The 23,564-nt window shown below is 52.1% G+C and carries 19 protein-coding genes and 1 pseudogene; 9 read left to right on the forward strand and 11 right to left on the reverse strand.

Annotation, left to right across the window (positions count from 1 at the left end; genetic code table 11):
* Window positions 1–35: 35 nt before the first annotated feature.
* Window positions 36–794 (reverse strand): hypothetical protein, encoded by a 759-nt coding sequence (locus BHAP_RS04375; RefSeq protein ID WP_143248733.1) that lies wholly within the window; start codon window positions 792–794, stop codon window positions 36–38.
* 108 nt (window positions 795–902) lie between these two features.
* Here BHAP_RS04375 and BHAP_RS04380 point away from each other — a divergent pair, with 108 nt between their 5' ends.
* Both BHAP_RS04380 and BHAP_RS04385 read left to right on the forward strand, forming a co-directional pair.
* Window positions 903–1,670, forward strand: a complete 768-nt coding sequence (locus tag BHAP_RS04380) for a response regulator transcription factor (protein ID WP_158216429.1) — start codon at window positions 903–905, stop codon at window positions 1,668–1,670.
* The gene (locus BHAP_RS04385) at window positions 1,643–3,193 is read left to right on the forward strand and encodes a hypothetical protein (RefSeq protein WP_143248734.1); all 1,551 of its coding nucleotides are present in this window, start codon (window positions 1,643–1,645) and stop codon (window positions 3,191–3,193) included. The genes BHAP_RS04380 and BHAP_RS04385 overlap by 28 nt, the downstream gene beginning before the upstream one ends.
* A 75-nt stretch (window positions 3,194–3,268) precedes the next feature.
* On the opposite strand, the gene BHAP_RS04390 is transcribed toward BHAP_RS04385, so the two are convergent.
* The 3 genes from BHAP_RS04390 to BHAP_RS04400 all read right to left on the reverse strand — a co-directional run bounded on the left by BHAP_RS04390 (window position 3,269) and on the right by BHAP_RS04400 (window position 7,294).
* Window positions 3,269–5,098, reverse strand: a complete 1,830-nt coding sequence (locus tag BHAP_RS04390; protein ID WP_094729536.1) for a type 2 periplasmic-binding domain-containing protein — start codon at window positions 5,096–5,098, stop codon at window positions 3,269–3,271.
* Window positions 5,099–5,212: 114 nt separating this feature from the next.
* Entirely contained in the window at window positions 5,213–6,481 is a 1,269-nt protein-coding gene (locus tag BHAP_RS04395; protein ID WP_244569294.1) for a sensor histidine kinase, read from the reverse strand.
* A 48-nt stretch (window positions 6,482–6,529) separates the two neighbouring features.
* Window positions 6,530–7,294 (reverse strand): response regulator transcription factor, encoded by a 765-nt coding sequence (locus tag BHAP_RS04400; RefSeq protein WP_244569295.1) that lies wholly within the window; start codon window positions 7,292–7,294, stop codon window positions 6,530–6,532.
* Between the two features lie 223 nt (window positions 7,295–7,517).
* Between BHAP_RS04400 and BHAP_RS04405 the strand changes: the two genes are divergently transcribed.
* Complete coding sequence (locus BHAP_RS04405) at window positions 7,518–8,570, forward strand: hypothetical protein (RefSeq protein ID WP_094729537.1); 1,053 nt, start codon at window positions 7,518–7,520, stop codon at window positions 8,568–8,570.
* An 85-nt stretch (window positions 8,571–8,655) separates the two neighbouring features.
* Here the strand turns inward: BHAP_RS04405 and BHAP_RS04410 are convergent, their stop codons facing one another.
* Window positions 8,656–10,248, reverse strand: coding sequence for a hypothetical protein (locus BHAP_RS04410; protein ID WP_094729538.1), 1,593 nt, complete (start codon window positions 10,246–10,248; stop codon window positions 8,656–8,658).
* An 813-nt stretch (window positions 10,249–11,061) separates the two neighbouring features.
* Window positions 11,062–11,646 carry a hypothetical protein gene (locus BHAP_RS04415; protein WP_094729539.1) on the reverse strand — a complete coding sequence of 195 codons (585 nt, stop codon included), beginning with the start codon at window positions 11,644–11,646 and terminating at the stop codon, window positions 11,062–11,064.
* Window positions 11,647–11,898: 252 nt separating this feature from the next.
* Here BHAP_RS04415 and BHAP_RS12100 point away from each other — a divergent pair, with 252 nt between their 5' ends.
* Complete coding sequence (locus BHAP_RS12100; RefSeq protein WP_420807709.1) at window positions 11,899–12,081, forward strand: winged helix-turn-helix transcriptional regulator; 183 nt, start codon at window positions 11,899–11,901, stop codon at window positions 12,079–12,081.
* Between the two features lie 67 nt (window positions 12,082–12,148).
* Here the strand turns inward: BHAP_RS12100 and BHAP_RS04425 are convergent, their stop codons facing one another.
* Window positions 12,149–13,192, reverse strand: a complete 1,044-nt coding sequence (locus tag BHAP_RS04425; RefSeq protein ID WP_094729541.1) for a zinc-dependent alcohol dehydrogenase family protein — start codon at window positions 13,190–13,192, stop codon at window positions 12,149–12,151.
* A gap of 257 nt (window positions 13,193–13,449) precedes the next feature.
* Here BHAP_RS04425 and BHAP_RS04430 point away from each other — a divergent pair, with 257 nt between their 5' ends.
* From BHAP_RS04430 to BHAP_RS04440, 3 genes are all read left to right on the forward strand, one after another.
* Window positions 13,450–15,390 carry a 1-deoxy-D-xylulose-5-phosphate synthase gene (locus tag BHAP_RS04430; RefSeq protein ID WP_094729542.1) on the forward strand — a complete coding sequence of 647 codons (1,941 nt, stop codon included), beginning with the start codon at window positions 13,450–13,452 and terminating at the stop codon, window positions 15,388–15,390.
* A gap of 184 nt (window positions 15,391–15,574) precedes the next feature.
* Window positions 15,575–17,209 (forward strand): adhesin, encoded by a 1,635-nt coding sequence (locus tag BHAP_RS04435; protein ID WP_244569296.1) that lies wholly within the window; start codon window positions 15,575–15,577, stop codon window positions 17,207–17,209.
* A 120-nt stretch (window positions 17,210–17,329) separates the two neighbouring features.
* Window positions 17,330–18,085, forward strand: coding sequence for a hypothetical protein (locus BHAP_RS04440; protein ID WP_094729543.1), 756 nt, complete (start codon window positions 17,330–17,332; stop codon window positions 18,083–18,085).
* 196 nt (window positions 18,086–18,281) lie between these two features.
* Here the strand turns inward: BHAP_RS04440 and BHAP_RS04445 are convergent, their stop codons facing one another.
* Both BHAP_RS04445 and BHAP_RS04450 read right to left on the reverse strand, forming a co-directional pair.
* Window positions 18,282–19,277 (reverse strand): AEC family transporter, encoded by a 996-nt coding sequence (locus BHAP_RS04445; RefSeq protein WP_094729544.1) that lies wholly within the window; start codon window positions 19,275–19,277, stop codon window positions 18,282–18,284.
* Between the two features lie 149 nt (window positions 19,278–19,426).
* Window positions 19,427–19,882, reverse strand: coding sequence for a MerR family transcriptional regulator (locus BHAP_RS04450; protein ID WP_094729545.1), 456 nt, complete (start codon window positions 19,880–19,882; stop codon window positions 19,427–19,429).
* Between the two features lie 224 nt (window positions 19,883–20,106).
* Here BHAP_RS04450 and BHAP_RS04455 point away from each other — a divergent pair, with 224 nt between their 5' ends.
* A complete protein-coding gene (locus tag BHAP_RS04455) occupies window positions 20,107–21,114 on the forward strand; it encodes an aldo/keto reductase (protein WP_094729576.1) in 1,008 nt (335 codons plus the stop codon).
* A gap of 96 nt (window positions 21,115–21,210) precedes the next feature.
* Here BHAP_RS04455 and BHAP_RS04460 read toward each other — a convergent pair whose 3' ends face one another.
* Together BHAP_RS04460 and BHAP_RS04465 are read right to left on the reverse strand one after the other, a co-directional pair.
* A complete protein-coding gene (locus BHAP_RS04460) occupies window positions 21,211–21,621 on the reverse strand; it encodes a type II toxin-antitoxin system HicB family antitoxin (RefSeq protein ID WP_094729546.1) in 411 nt (136 codons plus the stop codon).
* Window positions 21,618–21,815: a type II toxin-antitoxin system HicA family toxin gene (locus BHAP_RS04465; RefSeq protein ID WP_094729547.1), complete on the reverse strand. Its 198-nt coding sequence runs from the start codon at window positions 21,813–21,815 to the stop codon at window positions 21,618–21,620. The genes BHAP_RS04460 and BHAP_RS04465 overlap by 4 nt, the downstream gene beginning before the upstream one ends.
* Window positions 21,816–21,946: 131 nt before the next feature.
* On the opposite strand from BHAP_RS04465, the pseudogene BHAP_RS04470 reads away from it, so the two are divergent.
* Window positions 21,947–23,542, forward strand: a pseudogene (locus BHAP_RS04470) (Y-family DNA polymerase); the annotation flags it as partial.
* Window positions 23,543–23,564 lie beyond the last annotated feature (22 nt).

Raw genomic sequence — 23,564 nt, forward strand, 5'->3', positions numbered from 1 at the left:
AGCAACAGGCAACACAACGTCAAACAGATATTTCATCAGAGCTCCTCTAATGGTGCGTCTTCTGGAAGTACCGTAATATTATTCGCGATTAAACACGACGGAATCTGTGCACCATAAATATCAGCCTTCAACTGACTCTTATCAGTCACATCCCCATACAAATCATGCTTAAGATCATCCAACGAATAATCCTTAGGCACATAATTATTACGATGCATACAATCCAACGCACCCTCAAAAGGATTCTTAAACAAATTCGGATTACCCTGCTGATCCTTATACAAGCTATTCAGGTATCCGGTATGGATGATGCCACACTCCATCATGTCTTTCGTATAAGTACGCTCCCTCGGATTATTCCGATCAATACGATGACCAGCTTCCGTATATACACCATTCACTTGCTTGAGCAGAATAATGTTCTTATACCCACGATCCGTCATACACTGACGATAATTCGCCCATATACTCTCATAATCAGCAGCCGACATAGAACCCGCCTGCTTAGTACGTCGGAGTATCTCCAACTTACGCTCCTTATACTCGCCAGTAGGATCAAGCTCCTCCAACTCACTATCATGCTCAACCCCCGTAATAGTCTGATCAATCCGCTCATCAAACGATGATGCGATCTTCTGGCCACGATCACGCGCAAACAACTGATCAATATAATCATCCGAAGCCGCCACAGTACTAGCCTGCGTATCACCAGCCCCACAACCAGCAACACCACACACCATCACCATAGCCACAGCAATCACGCAAATCCTACGCCACCATGCCATATGTCTCATCGCAATCACCTTCCCCGGTTACAAATACACTTTCATCGTAGAAAACCCATGCCCGGCATGCACCGCATACATCCCGGTAATAGACAAACGTCTATACGAATCTCAGGTATGGCATCCAGCCAATGTGCACATACTTGTACTGATACGATTCAGTTGGTAGAATCACTGGCAGAACAGGGCGATAGCGAGGGGGCGCCGATGGAGCAGTCACAGCCGACGGTGGCGATTGTAGACAACGACCGGTTCACACGGCAGGCGTTGAAACAGATCATCGAGCAAGATGGCCGTTATTCAGTAATCTGGGACCGTTCCGACGCGGATGTTGCTCAACGGCTGGTTATGCAGCCACAAACTCGACCGGATGTACTGTTACTTGATATGTCGTTAACTGATACGACTGGGGTTGACGTATGCCGGGCAATCCGTAGCAAACTGTCCGATATTCGTATTCTCGGTATTACTGCGTTTCCACCGTCGCAATATGCGGCTGATCTTGCGGCCGCTGGTGCGCAAGGACTCGTTACTAAAGACGCGAATGCCGAACTACTCGCTGGTATCCGCGCCGTGGCGGACAATCAAACCTACTGCCCGACCATGCCGTCCGTGCGATTCCGCACGCCGATCGACGCGTTTCGCATGGTCAATGACTTTGCCACCAGCAGCAATGCCAATACTGATGCGGCAACGTTGAGCGAGCGAGAACAGGCCGTATTGCGCAGTTACGCACGTACCGGTTCGTATAAGATTACTGCGAAAGCGCTTGGTATTAGCGATTCGACGGCGCGCAACACGATGGCTCATGCGAAAGCCAAGCTCGGCGCGGCCAGTACGGCGGCAGCCATCATCGCATGGCAGGAACGATTCGGGAGGCAATGATCATGCCTAAGCATCGCGCGCCCAAGCAGTCGCCAATCGAACGACTACTCACACCATACCGAAATCGACACATCACCTCGCCGTCAGCCGACTCCACTGCCGAAACTGCAACATCATCAGCCAACTTTGCTGCCGAAGAACACGCAACGCAACAGCCCTACCTCAATGTGCTGCGACGTGTCCTAACGTATCTGCGTCGCAACATCATTCACATGGTCATGAGTGCAAGTCTGGCGATATGGCTGTTCTCGCTGTTTGCCAACGATGGATTACAACATATGACCGGCGGGGATACGGCACGTCAGTGGGCGTATATACTCCTTGCCGTTTTCACTGCAATCTCAACAGTACTGCCTATTACGGGCGGACTGCTGATAACCGGATTGTGTGCTGTATCGATAGCATTGTTCTGGAAGATCGGCATGTCGCCGTTTATCTCGTATATCATGACGTGGCCGATCGCATGGTCCATGGGGCTCACGGCGAAACGAGCGCGGCCGGCTATCTCAGTTTCGTGCATCACTATTGTTTGTCTGTCGTATGCTCTTCCGCGCTGGCATTTCATTCTTATCGCTGGTTTCATGTTTCCCGACTACGATTGCGTGGTCATGTGTCTGGCTGCTTATGCTGCTGGGTACGCGTTGCGATTGAACGAGCGATTGCGTCAGCAGGCACAGTTGGAACGAGAAACAGCTCAGTTACGTGCGGATTCTCAACAGTTGCAGCACATGCAACATGATGCTGCATTGCAGCGGATGATTCATGATGCGGTGACGAGTGAACTTACGTATGTTGCGCTGATTACTCGACCGTCATATCAGCTTGGCGACGAGGCAGATAACTTAGCCGGCAGTAGTTCATCGACTGATGAGACGTCCGAATCTCCCGCACCCACGCCCGATCCACGTATCCCTATCATCCACGAGCATGTTGTGTCAGCGCTCACTTCCACGCGTAAGGCTATCGAACTGTTGTCGTCCGATCAGCCAAAGACACAACCGAAAATCAGTACGGGCACAACACAGGTGATCGCAGACGCCGATTCGATACCGCAGTCATCGCCAGCCAAGTCTGTAGTATCATCGTCAGCCAAACCTAACGAGCCTAACAACGCAGCGAATCTGCCGGATACGTTCATTCAATACTTACGCCAGCATGATCACGATTTGCATGCGCTCGGCTTCCACGGAGAGACTACAGTGGCGGTTAACGGCACCCGACCGTTAACCGATATTATCGAAGATGCTGATATACGCACGCTGTTGGGCGAACTGTACGCTAACATTGCCGCTCACGGTCAGTCTGATGGTGGATGGTATGCGATGACGCTAACTCTTGCCGACCATGAACTACGTATCCGTTGCGAAAACGATATCGCGACCCGGCTCATACTCGATAATGCAGCACTCAGCTCCGGCACAGGACTCGCCCGGCAGCGCAAAACCATACAGCGCCGTGGCGGCTCAATAGACACGTTCGCCGATCACGGCGTATTCAGCGTATTCATAGAACTCCCCCGCTAAACATTCCTGATCAAGCCCCCTCAGCCGAGGGGGCCAAGACGCCACCTGATACGTCACGTCAAAAAACACACCAGTTCACTGCAGCGTCTGGTCACGCTTGGTGTAGGTGTCGTATAGTTCTTGCACGATGCGCGTAACTTCGTCATTTGCTGTGGGTAGAGGTTCTGCTTCAGCACCGCCTGCGCTATGTTCGAAAATCGCCGTTGCAGCATATTCGTCGCTTAACGAGTCCGATGAAGTATAGCTCGAACGGTAGTAATCCTCCGCGCGGAAATTGAATCCCAACGGCATGAGATCGTTATCGGCGACATTGCGATACAGGCTGTGATACTGTTCGTCAGCCGCACGATGCAAGTCGCGACGTGTCTCGCCGGTAATCACTGTTCCCGGTCGAATCCAGCCGGCGAAAGCGTAGCCATGTCCGTTGGTATCATCATCGCGAACCGTAACCTCATAATGATCACCCGCGTTTTTAATATCAACGTTGCGATCACCATAGTATTGCGCGAGCGATACGTCCTCACGAAATAGCGCATCCACTGCCTTCAACGCCTGCTCACGCTTGCGCGTATCGACACGCACTGAGACGCCAGTTAGGTTGAAGCGAGCACGGCTACTGCGATCCCAGGTCACTGTGGTTCCGGGCTTTTCAGCCGGCACTGGTATCGCCTCGTACTGGTCAGCGTTGGTGCCGAACGCTGACGCATCCGCAGCAAACGCTACGCCCACGGTCGGCGTTGTGCCAGCCAATAGTTGGTAATACGCAACGTCAGTAAGTCCTATCGGCTTCTTTTGATCAGCAAGACGAACAGAAGCCGATACTGGCGAAGTCACCGCAGCAGTAGCAGCACCGGAATCGCCCGGCAGCGTACCGTCACGGTTCGTACTCGCAACAGAAGCATCAGTCACGTGCGGCATATACGCAATATCGTCAATACTCCCGCCCGACTGTGCTTCCTCAGACAGTTGATCGTTTCTCTGCTTACGCGTATACGTAGCGAGGAATGAGTCCTTCGTAATCAACCTTTCGCTAGCCAGATCAGCCAGATACGCGGCCACACGGCGCAGATTGTCGGAATCATAATAACTATCAACCGTTCCATCGTGCACGGTATATCCCATTTGCCCAAGATATTCGTTCAGTTGCGTAACAATACCCGTCGAATTGAGTAGCAGCTGCCAGCTATCCGGTCTCGATGTGAGCACATCGTCAAACTGCGTGGAGTCTGCAATGGTAGGTCGAATCGCGAACGGTATTTCATCGGCTTTACCGTTACCATTCGGGTCTTGATCACGGAACGCGATAAGCGTATGCTTCAGCTCATCCCACGTTGTAGGCACTGCCAATCCAAGCCGATCAAGCCATGCTCGGTTGATAAACATGTACGCGCTCGCTCCGTCGAAATCCGCACCAGAATCGCCGGGAATCGACAGAATATGCCCATCAGCTTCTTGAGCTGCGACGAACGCGGCTGGAACTTCATGGAAGTATTCGCTCACGTTCGGCATTTGGTCAAGATAATCGCGCAGATTCAAATAGTTTTTCGTACCTTGCGTAATCGTCGAATATCGGTCGGTAATGCCGTCGAAGCTGATGAACACATCCGGCTTGTTGACGCCGGGCAGGACGTCCGACGAGTAGCTGTCCATGTGATAGGCGTATTTACCTTCCGTAGTGTCGGGGGTTACGTCATGCCATTCAATCTCGCAACCGCATGCCTCGGCGACGGTTTTTGCCCATGCGCTACCGGCCGCATTCTGCCGATCCGTATCATGTTTATATGCGATGACCAGCGGCCGATTCGCGAGTATTAATCTGTCGCGATTCATCCATACTATGCCTGCCGCGATTACTGCGAGCGCCGCTGCGGCTGCGATAATGCGTTTGAAATTCAGCTGTTCCATGATGTGCTCCTTCGCCGACTCACCTACGTTCTGTGTATTGTCATTCACCATAATGTGTTGAGCGTAATGGCTGCTGCGATTGGGCGAGTGTATAGACAAATATCTATAGTTTGATCAGATTGGCAGTTGCGCGAGCATGGACCATTCGCGGTCGGACTGGTTGTTGATGATTAGTGTGCCGCCGCGTTCGGCGAGTAGATTGCGGTATCGGCTCAGTCCAGTGCCAAGAGAGTGTGATACAACGGATGGTGATTCCGTGGTTGCGGATGTCAGTGCGGTGTCGGCGAGCGCAATGGTTACGGTATCGTTGCCGATGCTGATGGTGAGGATGTAGTCGGCTTGTGGGTCGGCATGTTTGGCGATGTTACCGTAGAGTTCCTCTAACAGACCGAATACGAGATCATCAGGTTTGGCGTCTGTATTCGTGTTTGAGATGATTGTTTGTCCGTTGAAACCGAGTTCGGCGAGGCGATGGTCGCCGTTGTGCGCGATGATACGCGCGCGTGCTGCGAGAGGACAGTCGACTGATACTGTTGGTGATGCTGGGCTACTGTTCTGGACTGTTGAACTGTTAGGGACGATAGTATTGCGAATGCCGCGCGTATCGTCATTGCGAGTTCTGTTGGTTCGATCTTCGATCAGGTTGATGACCTCATGCGTGCGTTCGAGCGCGCCGGATGCCACGTCGCGCAGCTCGTGCAGTTCGGCGATGCTCGGATTGCGACCGTCAGCGATTGCTTTGTCGAGTCGCAAGATCAAATATGCGAGATCGTTCGATACATAATCGTGGATGTCTCGCGCAGTGCGTGCTTGTTTACGTCGATAGGCTAGTTCCATGCGCGTAGTGTGCCGTTCATGATTCCATCGTGCAGCCATGCCGGCGAATAAAGCCGCTGCAAATAGTACGATCACTGGAGTAACGCCAGTCATAGAGACGGTTCCAAACAACGTGTGATCACTGGGATCGGACATCATGTTGCTGCTGGCGATGTTGCCCTGTGTAACGAGCCAGACCGATAGTGCGATTACTGTTACGAGTATTGATATGCGACGGAATGCGTAGCCGAGTATGCCGATTGCAACCAGTATTGCTAGTAATGTGGCGGATGGTTGTTTGACCGGTGCACAGCACAGCGCAATCCATAGCGCACTTGCGATTAGGGCTCCGCTCGCCGGGCGGAACGCCATGTAGATGAGTGTAGCCACATTTGCGCAGGCGCAGAGTGCGTCGACGACCGACATGCTGCTGGAAGCTACCGATATCATTGTTTCCATCGTGCATGCTAATGCGACGATTAGTATAGCGATCAGCAGCCATGCATTATTAGTCTGTTGATCAGCATCAGCGAGACGTTGCCGCCATCGGTAGATCATCGCACCCATATCGCATACCTTACACTTCCGTCTGCAGACTGGTAAGGCCGCAGACCACTAGAACATGTGTCGTCGCACGCATAGTGAGATTGCGTGAGCGCGGCTGCGAGCGCCGAGTTTTGTAAGCGCGCGACGTTCAAATGTTGCAACGGTAGGCGTGCCCACATTGAGCTGAGTAGCAATCTCTTTAGTGGTCAATCCTTCCGCGTACAGCCGCAACACATCGCATTCCTTGGGCGAAAGCGCGCCCCGAGCAGCATCATATGAGCAATCTTCTAACAGCGCGTGCGCACTGGCAGCGTCAAGAAATCGTGGCGATACTTGCGATTCCTCTCCCGCACGATCATCGTCATCCTCGTCACCATCAGTCGACAATCCTTGTGCGGCACGTCGAATCGCAACCACCATACCAGCTAAATCAGTTTTACCAACCAGCGCTTGCATACCGCAACGCACCGCTTCGTCACGAAACGCGCCCACCGCATACGACGTCACACCAACCACACCAACATCCGCTCGTTTGACTCGAATTGCACGACACACTTCAGTACCAGGCGCATCATTCATCGACATATCAGTCACCAACACATCAGGTCTCAGCTCACGCCCTAAGCATCGACTGATCGCCACCGCACCAAGCGTACACGTCCAGATCACATCAAATCGCACATCCATGCGCCGAATCATCGTCGCCAACACGCCCACCGCATATGGATCGTTGTCCACAATACCGATACGAATACGATCACCATCGCCATCATGCATACTCATACTGCGCGCACCATCTAATTGACTCGCCGCGTCTTCCGCTACACTACTCATTTCACGACCTTCCAATCAATCACGATTCCATCATGGCATCACGTTCACCACACAGCCACGTCATAGTGACTATGACAACTATCATCCCACCAATCACACACGTTCTATGCTGAAACTATCAGCAACACGCTAACTGTTAACACAGCTAGTCTCCCCAATCGCAACGATCAGCGACTAGCTCAACGACAGCGAGCAAGGAATCACTCAAGGAAAGGAGTTCGACATGACCTCGACAACACGTCCAAGCCAAGTCAATGGAGACAATGGCCGATCGCTTCCACTGTTCACGTGGAATCGCGCACATTGGATTGGCACCATCACGCTCGCTGTGCTCATGCTTGTACTCGGGCTCGGCACAGGCGCGTTCATGCCGCTCACCGGCGGTCCTGACGACAAGTTCACCACTCCTACCGACTTCATATGGCTGTACAGTATGGTGACGTTCTGGCCGATTGGTCTTGCTGCGGCAAATCTTGCACTCGGCGCAACACACTCCGGTAGTCTGTCGTTTCCACTCGTGAGTACGATGATCGGCCCGCTAGGATTCGGCTGGTGTAATATCCGGTTCACCCCTTGGCATGTCTACCGTGATTGGGGTGAATGGCTGAATCTTATGCGATCAAACGGTTTGCCACTGATCGGGAACACGCTTGTTGCTTGTGCGCTGCAAGTGCTGTTGTACGGAGCGATTGCGTTTGCCTGTTATGCGATCGGCCGGTACGGGCTTCGTCGCCTGTTCCTCGCGCCGCAACCGGGGAGCGTGAGCAGTCGCATGGTGGCGTGGGTTCAACGGGACACATTGCGTTTCGGCTGCTGGCTGACCATGACAATCATGTATGGACTGATGCTGGTATTGAATCTGTTGCGCGGCGAATTCATTATGGCATTAGCATTGATGTTCAATTTCGTCGTACCGCCAGTGATGCTGGTGACGTGCGGTCTGTACGCGTTGCGTCCGGCGGCGCTCGGCGAACAGTCGCTCAATGCCAGTACCACCACGATGTCCATCGGCTTGGCGTTACGCTCTGCATTGTTCCCGTTGGTGAGCGCACTCATAGGTGTCGTACAGACCTTTGCGGCGATTGGTCTGTATCTCGATGAATGTCCAAGCAATGGAATCTGTACGCAAGTGGGCAGTTGGTTCATTGATTGGTCATCGCTAGTAGACGAGGTGCGCTGGTTTGGCGTGGTGTTTCTCGTCGCTGGATATCTCGGGTATCTTGCGGTACTGCTGCCGCGACTGCTCATCCGTGCGGTGCGTAATCGCCGGCGATGAGCCGTCGCGGCAACAACTGGTTACTCACTGCGCCGGCTGATCGGATGTATTAGGAGAAGGTGAATCAGTTGACTCCTGATCAGTATTATCTTTCCGGTGTAGGTGGCTGCTGTTGCTGCTGTTGCTGCTGTTGCTGCTGTTGCTGGGCTTCTTCCTGAGCTTTCTTCTCAGCTTCAGCCTTCGCAGCAGCATCAGCGGCAGCCTTTGCGGCAGCTTCCTCAGCAGCTTTCTGCTGGGCAGCTGCGGCCGCTGCCGCTGCCGCAGCTTGTTGCTGTGCTAGCCGCTGAGCTTCAGCTTGCTGAGCCGCTGCAGCATTCTGATCAGCGAGTTCCTGTGCAGAATTGTTCACGTCATCAAGTGCTGTCTGCAATGCAGAGGACGCATCCTGCAAAGCTTTAACATCCGGCTTTGACTGGCCGAGCAATTCGTTTGCTTTATCAATCGCAGACTGCAATGCTTGACGAGTTGCATCATCAGCTACTGCACCGAGCGTATTGTCAAGACGAGTCTGCGCATCGGCCACAGCAGTAGTCAGCTGCTGCTTCACCTTGTCACGGTCTGCATCAGTTTTCTTCGTCTGGCTAGCAGTCACCGCATCCGCAGCTTGAGTCAGCGACGAGGCGAGTTCTTTGGCTTGATCAGCACCAGTGTTCGCATCAGCAGTTTGCTTGGTGAGCGTGTCAACACCGGCAGATTCGCCACAAGCGCTCACTTCATTGAGTGAGTTAGCGTTGCTCACCGCTTTCTTCAGCGCAGCAATAGTCGCAGCATCAGCGACCTGATCAGTAGTCACTTTCTGTGCACTTGCGCTCTTGCTGACCGCAGTCTTTAACGCGTCAGCCGCATCTTGATAACTCTTGTATGCGGCTTGGCAAGCTATAAGTTTGTCAGCACGCATGGTATCACTTTGGCGATTGTTCCACATGAACGCGCCGCCCGCGGATAGCACGGCTACGGCAGCAACTACAGCGATTCCACCAATTACAAACTTTGGATTGAACGCAGTAGTTCGTCCAACAGCTGGGGCTGCCCCATTCGTAGGCGGAACTGACGCGGGTGCAGTACCAAGTGCACCGATTGGTGCGATCGGACCAGTTTGTGAGATCTCTGAGAAATCTTCCATATCAGCGCTCACCACATTGCTGCTACCGCTGATCTCTGGAATGGCACTCTTGCCAGCACTATGGTCAGTTTCAGCTGCAATCGTCGGGTTAAGCGGCAGAGCATTCAGTGATGGTGGCACCGGTGGAGCAGGCGATAATACTTGTGTCGCGCCACTATCTACCGACTCAGTCTCTGGTTTGGTAGCCGGCAATACTTGCGTAGCGCCTGTTTCTACTGGCTCTGCCGGATTGGGCGCAGCCATACTCGGCAGTACTTGTGTAGTCTCACCATCAGTCACAGGAACAGACTGAGGCACAGGCGATGCATTAATCGGCGTAACAGCGATATCCGGTACTGGAACGTCAGCGTCAGGGTTCGGCAGACTAGCACCGGTGACACTGGGCGTAACGGTAGGCTGCGAATCTGTTTCAATGGGTGGGAAACTAAAGTCAATAGGTTTTGTTTCGGCTTCTGACTCATGAGCCACGTCGAATGACAGATCGTCAAGTGGCACGTCTGGCAGCCCGTCATCCTGTGTTCCACGGGTCTGCGCAGTCCAATCGTCATTCAGCATCGTCGGCCCCTTGCTTGTCGTCTACTGCCTATTCGTACGACATCATAATAGGGGGCGCCCCTTTCAAGCAAGCCGACAGCCCTCAATAACCATCACCAACCTATACCCCCAGCAATAGCAAAACTTGCTTAACGCAATGAAGCCCGACCAGTAGGTGGTCGGGCTTCATCAGCGAGGAGAAGGAAGAAGAAGAAAGGAAGTTCAGTTGTTCGCAGTTGTTCAGCTGCTAACAGTCATATAACCACCCGTTTCGGTACATTACGTAGATAGTAGCTGAAAGTTATCTGAATATATTGAAATGAGGCATACCGCTAAGAACAGTCGAAGAAAATCGGTTAATGGGTAAAGACTGGTGTTTAGTGAGACTTGAGTATGGTTCAGGCTCTTCTGTGGTGTAATTGGGGATGGTCGGTGAGGATTGTGGCTTGTTGTGGGGTATATCTTGCAGTTCTAGGTTACTGAGCCATGTATGACGCTTGTTGTGAGCAAAACTGAAATAGTGAAAAGCCCGGAATTCCACGCTTTCTACTATTCGCATCATAGTGAATATCGGCACGATATCCCGCTGATTAACCTAGAACTGCAAGATACACTTCATAACAAGCCAATTCGATTATTCGTTAACAAATATTGCCCGAACTGGTGACTGGTTGCAGTTGCAAGATCGCGAAGTCTGTCAGACGACGCGAAAACATATAAAGCCAAGCCTAATAGCAAACAATAAGGGGATGCCAAACGGTCCTCATCAACCGCTAGACATCCTCTTTTGCTTGTCACGCCATCGTAGACCAACAAATCAGCGCAATCGCTCAGCTAGTTACGAACCGATTGATCAATCACCGTACGATTACCCAGCGGTTGTTGCAATGTAACGATCATCGTATAGTACACCGCTTGCATCGTACATGCTTCTGGAGCACTTGGTATGAGTCCCTCAACTAATCGCACAGCTACTTGCGTATCCGTTTCCTGTATGTCAACGCGATATCCATAACAGCTGTCGGTACCGCCCATAAAGTACAGTCGCAACGTCGCATCTGAGACGACTGCGTAACTGTTGATTGACAGGTCATGTTCATGACTGAGACTCGTTGATGGTGTGACCTCGCTCTCATCGCGAGTGTCAGCATAATCGTCGGTGACCTGCGGCACGACACCGTCATTACGCCCTGTAGTAACATTCCACGGTGCGATCTTTGCCATTGTTTCTTCGCCGGTGTTATTGTTTGGCGGCATACTGTGCGACGACGTCGTATCGGACGGCGCAGCTGGTGATGTCGAGTTAGGTTGTACCGCACTACCGCAACCGGCTGTCATGATGACTGACATTGTCAGCGCAATGATGAGCGACAATGCGCGCGATACGGTGCGTCGCATTACGCTGCGATTAGTGGCCATATCCTCAGTATATATTGCTTTTCGATAGTTCTGCCTCGTACTGAATGATCGCATAAATGCGCATAGCACATTATTAGCACAAACAAGTACTCAAAGCCATATTCAGGGAAAGATCCTGAACTCGACGATGGAGATATTTTCAAAGCATTCGTGCCTGTTCGCTGGCTGAAAGGTACTGCCATTGCAAGTGATACACCAGCTCATCATGACCCAGTAAATGACCTAGTGAATGACCCAGTAAATGACCTATCAGTGCGGGAACAACTTCTACTAAACGTGATTCGAAAGAACCCGTCAATTACCTATCAGCAAGCCGCACAAGCATTATTAGTATCTGAATCCACCATAAAACGAATACTCCGAACACTGCGAACGTCGGGAATCATCGAACGAGATGGTTCAGATAAACGTGGAACATGGCGGGTTCTTTCCTGATTTTGGTGGCTGATTGTGGTGGCTCAGCCTTATCCTGAGCCACCACAATCATCACTTCACATCGCCATTACAGTGTGATGAGGGCTTTGATGACGTTGCGCTGGTCCATTGCCTCGTAGGCGTCTTGAATATGGTCAAGATCGTAAACGCCAGTGAACACGCGTCCCGGATTGATCTGATGCGAGAGCACCGCGTCAAGCAGACCGCCGGCAATGTCATAGTGACGTACCGGTGCCGGACCACCCTTAATACCAATGTTGGCATAGAACGTGCCTTCCGCGCTGATCGTCACATCGTGAGGCAAGCCGACGCGGCCAATCACACCGCCGCGACGAACAAGTCCGAGTGCCGTGTCGAACGACTGTTTCGAGCCAACACACTCAAGTACCGCGTCTGCACCGTAGCCATCAGTCATCGACAGTACTTTGTCGATTGCAGCTTGATCGCGTTCCGGAACAATGTCGGTCGCGCCGAATTCGCGGGCGAGCGCAGCGCGATCTTCATGTCGGCTCATGGCAATAATGCGTGTCGCACCGCGCATCTTGGCCGCAATCACACCGCACAGGCCGACTGCACCGTCGCCCATCACAACAGCCGTATCTCCCGACTTGACTTCGGCGGATACTGCGGCATGATATCCAGTCGACATCACGTCGGAAATCGTCAGCAGTGAGGCGAGTGTCGCATCATCGTAGTCGTCTGGCGAACCGGGCACCACGACCACTGTGCCGTCGGCTTCAGGCACGCGCAAGTATTCGGCTTGGCAAGCAGAGAAATAGCCGCCGTGAGGGCAGACTGATTCAAATCCAGCCTTGCAAACCGGGCACGTTCCGCAGCTGTACGGGAATGGTACGACCACGAAATCGTCGGGTTTGACCGAAGCAACTGCGGAACCGACTTCCTCAACTACGCCGATTGCTTCGTGTCCAATTTGTGAATGCGGTGTTTGTTCAGATAGGCCGCGGAAAAACCACAGGTCCGAACCGCATACGCAGGTGCGTACAACGCGAATAACAATGTCATCGTCGCGTTCAATGGTTGCTTTTGCTACTTCCTCGACGGCGATAGTGCCCGGTTTGACGAATATTGCAGCTTTCATTGTTGCGCTCATGTATGCTCCTTCAATCGATTGTTGGTTATGCGAACTAGTCGGTTTCTCATAACCGGCGAGCGGAATCGTTGACGTCTTCTACCGTACGAACTGTAAGTACTTGAAGTAAAGCGGGTATGTCTCGGTTGTGTCGGCGGCGTGTCATCATGCTGATTTACGGAGATGTTGCGGGTATTTTGCTTGCGAACACTGTTGTACGGAACCCAGTGCGCTAGGATGTCGCCTTTGGAAGTGACAAGGGAAAGGATACGCGGGTTATGAACGGTGGGATGTTACGCACGATTCACGGACCCGCTGATTTGCATGCTCTCGATGCGACGCAACTGCCTGCCTTGTGTGAGGAGATTCGTCGCACGCTAGTTGATTACGGTCATCGACACGGCGGTCATATTGGATCGAACCTAGGCATGATCGAAGCTACAGTCGCCTTGCATCGTGTGTTTGATTCGCCGCGCGATCGCATTGTGTTTGACGTGTCACATCAAAGTTACGTACATAAGATGCTGACTGGGCGCGCGGACGCGTATCTTGACCCGGCGTTAGCGGATACGGTGACTGGTTTTACGAATCCAGATGAGTCTGAGCATGATCAGTTTGTGCTGGGTCATACGGGTACGTCGATTTCTCTGGCTTGTGGGCTGGCGAAAATGCGCGATATGGCCGGCGGGCACGAGCATGTTATTGCGGTGATTGGTGATGGTTCACTCAGCTCGGCTATCGCGTTTGAGGGTTTGAATAATGCGGCTGCGCAGGGTGGCAATCTTATTATTGTGGTCAATGATAATGAGATGTCGATCGCGGAAGATCAGGGTGGCATGTATGCCTCGCTTGCCCGGTTGCGCGCGTCGGGCGGGACTGCGGAACCGAATTTGTTCACTGCGTTCGGTTTGGATTACCGGTATGTGGAAGACGGTAACGATGTGACTGCGCTCGTCGCCGCGTTCACTGAGGTGCGTGATACAGATCATCCGGTTGTGGTGCATATTCATACGTGCAAGGGACTTGGTTTGCCTGCTTCTGACGATATTGCACAGCCTGTTGATGAGTCTGTGGCTACGTCAGGCCGTTGCGAAGCGAATCACTGGATTAATCCAGATAGTGCCGCTCACCGTCCGCTTGGCGCGCGTAAATATTACGGACAGTTAGCAATGGCTCAACTTGAGTCACGATTCGATCACGAGCCTGGACTCGTAGTTATCTCCCCCGCAACTCCCGGCTCGAACGGTATTACTCGAGCATTTCGTGACCGTGCTGGCAAACATTATGTAGATACTGGTATTACGGAGGAGCACGCAGTTGCGTTCGCATCCGGTATCGCGCGCGCCGGCGGCAGACCAGTACTCGCCACGTCTGCCACATTCTTCCAACGTACTTTTGATCAACTTCAGCAAGAACTGTCACTCAACCATACTCCAGCCACACTGCTCGACTTTGGCGGTGGATTATCTGGCAGTGACAACACGCATTCTGGCGCGTTTGATATTGCCATGTTCGGCAATATTCCGGGACTGACTTGTCTTGCACCAACATCGCAAACCATGTTCCTCGATATGCTCGCATGGTCAACAAGTTCAGCTAATCAGGGACCTGTGGTTATTCGCGTACCCGGCGATACGATTCTCAATGCTGAACGCACAGGACTACTGCCGTGTGATCGCAAACAGACTGTCGCTCAACCTGTCACAGCAGCATCACAACCTGTTTCCGATACGCCATCGACCATATCCGACGATCAACCGTGGTCACGTTACCATATCGTCCATGCCGGTTCACGAGTCGCTATTCTTGCACTCGGCAACGAACTACCACTCGGACTGCGTGTGATTACGACCCTCGCCAACCACACCGCAGATGGTACAAACGCGTCCGTTCATGGTTCGTCTGAGCTAGCAATTGACGCAACACTTATTGACCCGCAACAGTTCTCTACACTCGATGCAACAACTCTTGCGTCACTTGCCGAACGCCACGAGCTTGTCGTCACGCTCGAAGATGGTCAACTCGAAGGCGGCTGGGGTGAGAAAGTCACCGCATGGTACGCGAACCATTGCGACCCCACGATCGCCGCTTTGCGCGTACTCAACTTCGGCGCGACGAAAGAATTCACTGACCGCGTGCCACTCACTGAGCTCAACGAACGATACGGATTAACCGTCGACCAGATCATCGCTCGTATCCGCGAAAATCTCGCCAACTAACCGTCCAAATCCACCCCGTGTACGTTCACTGTTGCACGTACGCCACGCACTATCGCATCCAGCAGACGTTCAGACAAGTTCCAGAAACCGTTGCCGCACTCGCCAGCCGACCTTGCGCAACACTCCAGCACATCCCACGCAAGACGACGTGTAATGAAGTCATCCAAACGAAAGGATGACGATCATGACTAGAACACAACGTTCCACAGCACGACGCAACCAATCCAAGGCAGCAGCTCGCAACACTCTTGCTATGCGACCGACCGACGCCACTTATCGTCTCATCGCCATCGCTGCAACCGTCTCACTCGCAGCCGGCGCCGCGGCAGGAGCTGGTAGCGCGTATATCATCCATCGCTCCTCTCGCGCGATAACCAACACTGGCATTATCATGAACGGCAACAGCAACATGGGCATGGGCGGCGGCGCTAACACCATGAGCTACGACTACACCGGCTCATACACCGCCACACTCACCGCCGACGCCACCGAGCAAACCTCCGATGACGAAACTATCGAATCCACCACAGCCGATCAGAACACAGCGCTCGCCACGAACGGTGGCACACTGACCATTACAAACAGTAAACTCATCAAATCTGGCGATTCCGATAATGCCGATAACAATAATTTCTACGGCACCAATTCGGTCGCTCTTGCCGTCGGAGACGATTCCAAGACTATTATTTCTGGTAGCACGCTCAGCGCTTCCAGTTCCGGTTCAAACGGCGTATTCGCCACTGATTCTGGCACCGCACTCGTGTACAACACGACCATCAGTACCACATCTGATAATTCGCGTGCGCTTGACGCTACCTATTCCGGTACGATTCTCGCTGGCAAAGTCACAGCCGATACGCAAGGCGATCACAGTGCAACCGTAGCAACTGATCGCGGCGGCGGTAACGTGTCAGTCGTTGATTCCACGCTCTCCACTGCCGGTTCCGGCTCGCCACTGTTGTACTCGACTGGTGACGTTCAAGTCAGCGGTGTCACTGGCACTGCCACTGGCGCGCAAATCGCTGGTATGGAAGGCTATAACACGATTCTCATCAACGATTCAACGCTGGAAAGTACCAATACCGATCGTACCGGTTCCGATCCAATCGCTAACGGCGTGATCATTTACCAGTCCACGTCTGGCGATGCGGAATCATCCACCGGTGAGCATGCCACATTCCAAGCTAAAGATTCAACGCTGAAGTCAGCAATCAAATCCGGGTCTATGTTTTACTTTACGAACACCACCGCTGACGTAGTGCTCAGTAACACTACGCTCGATTTTGATACGAGCAAAGCGACGCTGATTAACGCGTCCGGCAACGATGCGAATAACTGGGGTTCAGCTGGCTCGAATGGTGCGACAGTCACATTCACCGGCCGCAACCAAACGTTGAAAGGCAACGTGACTGCCGATACTATTTCCTCAGTCGACCTGTATTTGCTCGACGGAACGACGTGGACGGGCGCAGCATCGATTACTGAGAACTCTGCGGCGAGTAACAGTTCGACCAGCGACGCACCGATCACTGTAAACGTGGATGGTTCGTCCACATGGGTGGTCACCGAAGACACGACGATTTCCGCGCTCAACGTTGCATCTGGCGGCCGTATTGTTGATGAGAACGGCGACACGGTGACGATTGTTGCGAACGGTACAACTGTTGTCACTGGAGACAGTGACGTGACAGTAACCGTGACAGGCGAATACTCAACCACAGTGAATGCTGGCTCAGATACGCAATTAGCAGATGAAATGATTGACCGTTCTGAGTTTGATAGTCAGTTTGGCACCAGCACTAGCTGGACGATGGCCTGATATTTCATTCCTCGCCAGAAGTTCAAGTACCAATTCAATTACCAATTTATTATCACAGTTTTCAACCATCCTTTATCCCCATATTCAATCATGCATCGCAACGCTACGAAAGGAATGATCATGAGCAACAACACCACTACCCCGAAGGCCGACGTAACTTCATCGACTACTTCAACTGAACAAACAGTTGAGCATACTGCGGCAACTGAGCCGATTCAGCCGACTTATGATGTCGCACAAGAAACAGCGCAAACGCAACAGTCGGCCCAACAGTCAGTCAGCGAGAGCACGCATGCGCAGACTGCACAATCAGCGTATACTGGTCAGGACAGTCAAGCTAACCAAGCCGGTCAAGCTCATCAGTATGGACAGTTTGCCAATGGTCAGTATGCAGGTGACCAACAGTACGGAACGTATGGTCAGCCTTACACGCAAGGATATGCGCAGCACAATCAACAGCCGTACGGGCAGCAACCAGCTCAACCATATCAGCCCAACCAGCAGATGAACGGTCAAGTACCGATGCCTAAGCAAGGCAATCCGAAAGTGCGGTTCTGGGCTATCGTCGCTGGCGTCTCACTCGTGTGCGGCCTGATCGGTGGCGCGATAGGGGCTGCAATCGTGAACGCAGTTGAAGGCGACGATAATGGCGGCAACCGTTCCAGCCAGTACATGCAGATGCCGGGCGGCGGTATGGGCGGTCAGTTTGGTAACGGACAATCAAACAACGGTCAGACGGGTGGCGCGTCAAGCCTGCCCGGCGGTGACAATAGTGAGTCAAACGGTTCATCGAACGGATCTGATAACAGCCAGTCTGGTAATGGTTCAAGCAACTCTAGCAGCTACATCGAAGACGGCGATCTCATCGAGTCATGAAAGTAGTCCGCAATCGTATGCCACCTCAATAATTCGAGCGTAAGTGCGCGCAATCACGAGCCTCGCGCGCAGTTACGCTCGATTTTTGCGTTGAAAACGAGCGTAACTGCGCGCGGGCTTGGTAATTGCGCGCACTTATGCTCGTTTTTTCGTCTGGTATCGTCTGGTATCGGCTTTCGCGTTGTTACGCGCGCTACTACAGCACCACCGCAGAGACGATTGTCAGGGTGATTAGTGAACACAGCGTGGTGACGAGTACGAATCCGACACCGTATTCGGGCATGTTGTTCGTGCGTCCTGTAAACATGGCGATTGTCGTCATGGTGGGCAGCGCAGAAACCAACGTAATCATAAGAATCATGTCGTGCGTAACCGGCATGGGCAGGAAACCAGCGATTGCGTTCAATAGCGCGTAAAATCCAAGTGGGAACGCGATCATCTTGACGAGCATGCCGACATACAATTCGTACCGTTTAAGCACCGTCCACCATTTTGTGAGCGCAAACAGACCGCCAAGATAGATCAGCGACATTGGTGTTGCCATCGCGCCAATTTTCTGCAACGGAGCTAATACGATTGACGGCAGTTGCACGCCAAGCAGAATCAATATGAGAGCGGTCATATTGCCCACGAACGCAGGATTAATAAACCGCCGCAACAGACCAAGAGTCCGCTCGATCAACGGCACTTTTTCACTAGCCGATACCGATTTGCGAGGCGTGCCGTTTTCGGGCACCGGATCACACAACCACACACCATACGTCCATAGAATTGTCTGGTCTACAAACGACATTAATGCTACGAACAACGCTGCCTCTTTGCCGAACAGCGATAGCAAGATCGGAATGCCGATAAAGCCGGCGTTGCCGAAGATCATCGAGCATTGGAAGATGTGCGAGCGATTACCGCGTAACCGTAGCACACGGGCAACAACGAAAAACACGGCAATAAGCAGTGCGTACATGATAATCGTGAGCACGATATCACCACGATTGTTGATCAGCTGTTCACGTGTGGTGCCGTCGACCGCATTGGAGAATACGAGTAGCGGAATAAGTACACTCAACAGTAGCGAGCACATGCCATCCAGCGCTTTCTGCCCGTATAGCCGCACTCGCACGCAACCGTAACCGACCATCAGCATAATGAAGAAGCCGACCAACTGGCCAACGACGATTTCAAACTGCCCCATTACCTAGTCCCTATTTCGTCATCTCTGTCTGGCTATGCATTTTATCGCAACGTTACGATTTTCAGAAATACTGAGCACACTGCGCCAGTTTTCAAGCATACTCTGCGTGTTTTCATTACTATTCACCACTATTCGTCATCATTCGACGCTCACTGCACGTAATGACGACGCGCATACACACCCCAGTCAGGGCGCGGTTGATGCTCATGAATACTCGTACGCACATCACTGTAAAAATCGAGTTTGCGTAGCACATGATCGTAAGCCGCATCGAGTGCGCGACGTTGTGCTTCGATAGCTTCGCGACGATGCTCAAGCAACTCCATCATCTCATCAATATGGCCAGCTTCATCCGCTTCATATATAAAGAACCGTTTGAGCTCATCAATAGTCATACCCGCATCCTTGAAACAACAAATCGATCCAAGTCGCCAAATATGCTCACGTCGATATACGCGTTGTCCAGCCGCATTACGTTCAACGTGCGGCAGCAAACCCTGCTCTTCATAGTATCGCAAGGTCGAAGGCTCCATACCGAACCGATCTGCTATTTGCCGAATTGTGTATGTTTCCTCACAAGGATCATCTTCTGCGTGGTCCGACATCACATTCTCCTTACAAACACATTCATGACACACAATACGCAACGTTGCGACACGCTGCAGCACAGTCAATCATGCTTGATTTGTATTCAAGTGCACTTGAAGCGCAATGATAGTACCAGTGGCCATCTCACGCACGTTGCACACAGCAGTATGCGTGTGCTGCGCCCCGCTCGACGCCGACGGTCGACAACAGTCAGCGCCGCATAACCCAAGGAAGGATGATCATGTTTGAGCCAACCCACGACTACGAGCCAGCAACGACCCGATACAACACGATGCGATACAACCGTTGCGGTACCAGCGGACTGAAATTGCCAGCAATTTCACTTGGTTTTTGGCATAACTTTGGCGATATCACGCCGTATGAGCAGATGAAATCGCTCGTATTCACCGCCTTCGACAACGGTATCACCCACTTCGATCTCGCCAACAACTATGGCCCGGAGCCAGGAGCCGCTGAAAAGAGCGCAGGTCGTCTCATTCACCAGTACTTCGCTAAGCATCGCGACGAGCTCATTATCTCTACTAAGGCCGGTTATGAAATGTGGGCAGGACCGTACGGTGACGGCGGCTCTCGCAAGTATTTGATCGCCTCACTTGATCAGAGCCTTGAGCGGCTCGGGTTGGATTATGTGGATATTTTCTACCATCATCGTCCGGACGACAACACCCCGCTCGAGGAGACGATGGGCGCGCTTGCTCAGATCGTAGCGAGTGGCAAGGCACTGTACGTTGGCTTGTCAAACTATGACGGAGAGCGCCTTGAGCGTGCGTCTGCGATTCTTGACGAGTTGCATGTGCCGTTCGTGATTAATCAGAACAAGTACAATATTCTCGATCGCACGGTGGAGCGCAATGGCCTGAAGGACACTGCCAAGCGCCTCGGCAAGGGACTTATTACCTTCTGCCCGCTCGATCAGGGTCTGCTGACCGATCGCTATCTTAACGGCATCCCCGCCGATTCGCGCGTGGCGCACGATCCTCGTTTCCTGCACGAAGACAGCGTCGAACGCGTGCACAGCAAGATTGTGGCCCTGAACGACATCGCCTATCAGCGCGGTCAGACACTTGCCGAGATGAGCCTCGCATGGCTGCTGCGCGACGATGCGGTGACCAGTGTACTCGCCGGAGCGTCGAAACCACAGCAGATTCTCGACAACATCGGCGCGCTCAAGAACACCGAGTTCAGTGATGACGAACTCGCTGCCATCGACAAGATCGCGCTGAACTAAGGTATGTTGTTACGGTGTGCGCACAATGACACGATGACATGGTGTTGGGTTATCTCGCTATCTGCTGAAATAACTCAACACCATTCTTTATTTTATTCACACATTTTGAAGTGAACGATAACGGTCTTCAAGTCCTTCACGCAACACTTGCGAATAGTTAATACCTTGCTGTTGACCGAAGGCATCAAGCCACGCTGGAATAGTCACATTTTTACGCACTGATTTCTTGCCGTATTTTTCAGCATATGCGTCCATATCAAGGCTAATAAGCGTAACAATACCATCCGGAATATCAGGCTTGATATCGGCGATATTACTGGCGTGCGGTTCATGATGACCATCTTCAAGCTCACCGAGCACCCATCCACTAGCTGCATCTTGAGCCATATCAAGCGCTTCAGCGAGATTACGCCCTTCAGTGACGAGACCCGGCATATCAGGGCAAAGCACAGTATATCCCCCCGGAATACCAGAAGGGTAGAGAACGACCGGGTAAACAAGTTTCATTTGATTTTCCTTTCGTTAATACCAGCCTGTTTCCATATCGACTTAACAGTAAAAGGAGCAAGGTCTCCGTTATGTTTCGGCACAGTCACGCGCCCTGACTTATCGGGATGCGTGTATTGACAATGACTACCACTTTGCGAATACAGTCGCCACCCATCCTTGAGGAGGATTCTTTCAATTTCCTTGAATCTCATTTTTCAATAATACACACTATGCGCATTTCAATCAATCAGCGACATCATTCCGCAGACACCGTTGGTCTTGACTACATTCACATCAAAGCAATAACAAGACATCTTATCTCAGTATGTCGTTTGTCGAACATATGTTCGACAATGGTGGTATGAGTGATGACGCGAACCGTACGTATTTGGCCATAGACCTCAAGTCGTTCTATGCCTCAGCCGAGTGTGCCGCACGCGACCTCGATCCGCTAACCACTAACCTTGTGGTTGCCGATACGAGCCGCACCGAGAAAACGATTTGCCTTGCCGTCTCTCCATCGCTCAAAGCATATGGATTGCCCGGTCGCGCTCGTTTATTCGAGGTTGTTGAAACACTGAACCGTACCAACGAAGAACGCCGCTTGCGCGCTCCCGGACGCAAGTTCGTTGGTGCATCATCGAACGCCATCGAACTTGCTCACGCTCCGCAATTGAAGATAGACTATATTGCCGCTAAGCCGCGCATGGCATACTATCTCAAGGTCAGCGGGCAGATTTACTCCATTTACTTGCGTTATGCCGCTCCTGAAGATATCCACGTCTATTCGATTGACGAGGTATTTATTGACGCCACGCGATATCTCAAGCTCTATCATGTCACTGCGCACGAGTTAGCGCGCCTCATTGTGCAGAATATCATTGCAGAAACTGGTATTACCGCTACTGCTGGTATTGGGTCGAATATGTATCTTGCCAAGATTGCTATGGATATTGTCGCCAAACATATGCCAGCCGATCGCGATGGAGTACGGGTTGCCGAACTAGACGAAACGTCATATCGCCGCCTGCTGTGGAATCATCGGCCGCTCACTGATTTTTGGCGGGTTGGTAGAGGATATGTACGTCGACTTGAATCAGCGGGATTACTGACAATGGGCGATATTGCACGGTGTTCACTGGGTCGCGCGAATGACTATTACAATGAGGAACTCCTCTACCGCATGTTCGGCGTGAACGCTGAACTATTGATCGATCATGCATGGGGTTGGGAACCGTGCAACATTGCTGATATTAAGGCATATCAGCCTGCTGATCATTCGCTGAGCTCTGGGCAAGTGTTACATCAACCGTATTCGTGGGCATCGGCGCGGTTGGTGGTGCGTGAGATGGCAGACGCCATATCGTTGGAGCTGGTCGACAAAGGGTTAGTTGCTGGTCAAATTGGATTATATGTGGGATACGAGGGTGTGGAAGGGTTTGAAGGATCGTTTCCAACATCCACAAATCGATTTGGCAAGCGTGTGCCGAGACCAGCTAATGGTTCCGCTGATCTAGGTGAGTACACGTCGTCAACGAAGATTATTACCGATGCGATGGTGAGACTGTATGATCGTATTATTGATCGAGCTATGCGGGTGCGGCGTATTACCGTCGTGGTAAGCCGATTGCGACCGTATACACATACCACGAATGATCTCACTGTTGCACATGACGTACCGTCAGTAAAACACAGTATGCGTGGCGAACAACTCGACTTATTTTCTACCATCGAAGATGAGTCGGCTCATACTGCGTCATCTGATGCTCTATATCAGCGCGACGAAGCAGACACAGCTCAGCTTCGCGAGCATGATATGCAACAGACATTGCTTGCAGTTAAACGTCGGTTCGGAAAAAATGCGGTATTTAAGGGCATGAATCTTGAGCCGGACGCGACTGGTCGCGATCGCAACAATCAGATCGGCGGTCATGCGGCTGGGTATGACGATACCAAGACAG

The organism is Bifidobacterium hapali (assembly GCF_002259755.1).
In the GTDB taxonomy this organism is placed as follows: Bacteria; Actinomycetota; Actinomycetes; order Actinomycetales; family Bifidobacteriaceae; genus Bifidobacterium; species Bifidobacterium hapali.

Coding starts and splice junctions, on each gene's coding strand:
- BHAP_RS04375 (WP_143248733.1), bottom strand. CDS start 794: ATGAGACATATGGCATGGTGGCGTAGGATTTGCGTGATTGCTGTGGCT.
- BHAP_RS04380 (WP_158216429.1), top strand. CDS start 903: ATGGCATCCAGCCAATGTGCACATACTTGTACTGATACGATTCAGTTG.
- BHAP_RS04385 (WP_143248734.1), top strand. CDS start 1,643: ATGGCAGGAACGATTCGGGAGGCAATGATCATGCCTAAGCATCGCGCG.
- BHAP_RS04390 (WP_094729536.1), bottom strand. CDS start 5,098: ATGGAACAGCTGAATTTCAAACGCATTATCGCAGCCGCAGCGGCGCTC.
- BHAP_RS04395 (WP_244569294.1), bottom strand. CDS start 6,481: ATGGGTGCGATGATCTACCGATGGCGGCAACGTCTCGCTGATGCTGAT.
- BHAP_RS04400 (WP_244569295.1), bottom strand. CDS start 7,294: ATGAGTAGTGTAGCGGAAGACGCGGCGAGTCAATTAGATGGTGCGCGC.
- BHAP_RS04405 (WP_094729537.1), top strand. CDS start 7,518: ATGACCTCGACAACACGTCCAAGCCAAGTCAATGGAGACAATGGCCGA.
- BHAP_RS04410 (WP_094729538.1), bottom strand. CDS start 10,248: ATGCTGAATGACGATTGGACTGCGCAGACCCGTGGAACACAGGATGAC.
- BHAP_RS04415 (WP_094729539.1), bottom strand. CDS start 11,646: ATGGCCACTAATCGCAGCGTAATGCGACGCACCGTATCGCGCGCATTG.
- BHAP_RS04425 (WP_094729541.1), bottom strand. CDS start 13,192: ATGAGCGCAACAATGAAAGCTGCAATATTCGTCAAACCGGGCACTATC.
- BHAP_RS04430 (WP_094729542.1), top strand. CDS start 13,450: ATGAACGGTGGGATGTTACGCACGATTCACGGACCCGCTGATTTGCAT.
- BHAP_RS04435 (WP_244569296.1), top strand. CDS start 15,575: ATGACTAGAACACAACGTTCCACAGCACGACGCAACCAATCCAAGGCA.
- BHAP_RS04440 (WP_094729543.1), top strand. CDS start 17,330: ATGAGCAACAACACCACTACCCCGAAGGCCGACGTAACTTCATCGACT.
- BHAP_RS04445 (WP_094729544.1), bottom strand. CDS start 19,277: ATGGGGCAGTTTGAAATCGTCGTTGGCCAGTTGGTCGGCTTCTTCATT.
- BHAP_RS04450 (WP_094729545.1), bottom strand. CDS start 19,882: ATGTCGGACCACGCAGAAGATGATCCTTGTGAGGAAACATACACAATT.
- BHAP_RS04455 (WP_094729576.1), top strand. CDS start 20,107: ATGTTTGAGCCAACCCACGACTACGAGCCAGCAACGACCCGATACAAC.
- BHAP_RS04460 (WP_094729546.1), bottom strand. CDS start 21,621: ATGAAACTTGTTTACCCGGTCGTTCTCTACCCTTCTGGTATTCCGGGG.
- BHAP_RS04465 (WP_094729547.1), bottom strand. CDS start 21,815: ATGAGATTCAAGGAAATTGAAAGAATCCTCCTCAAGGATGGGTGGCGA.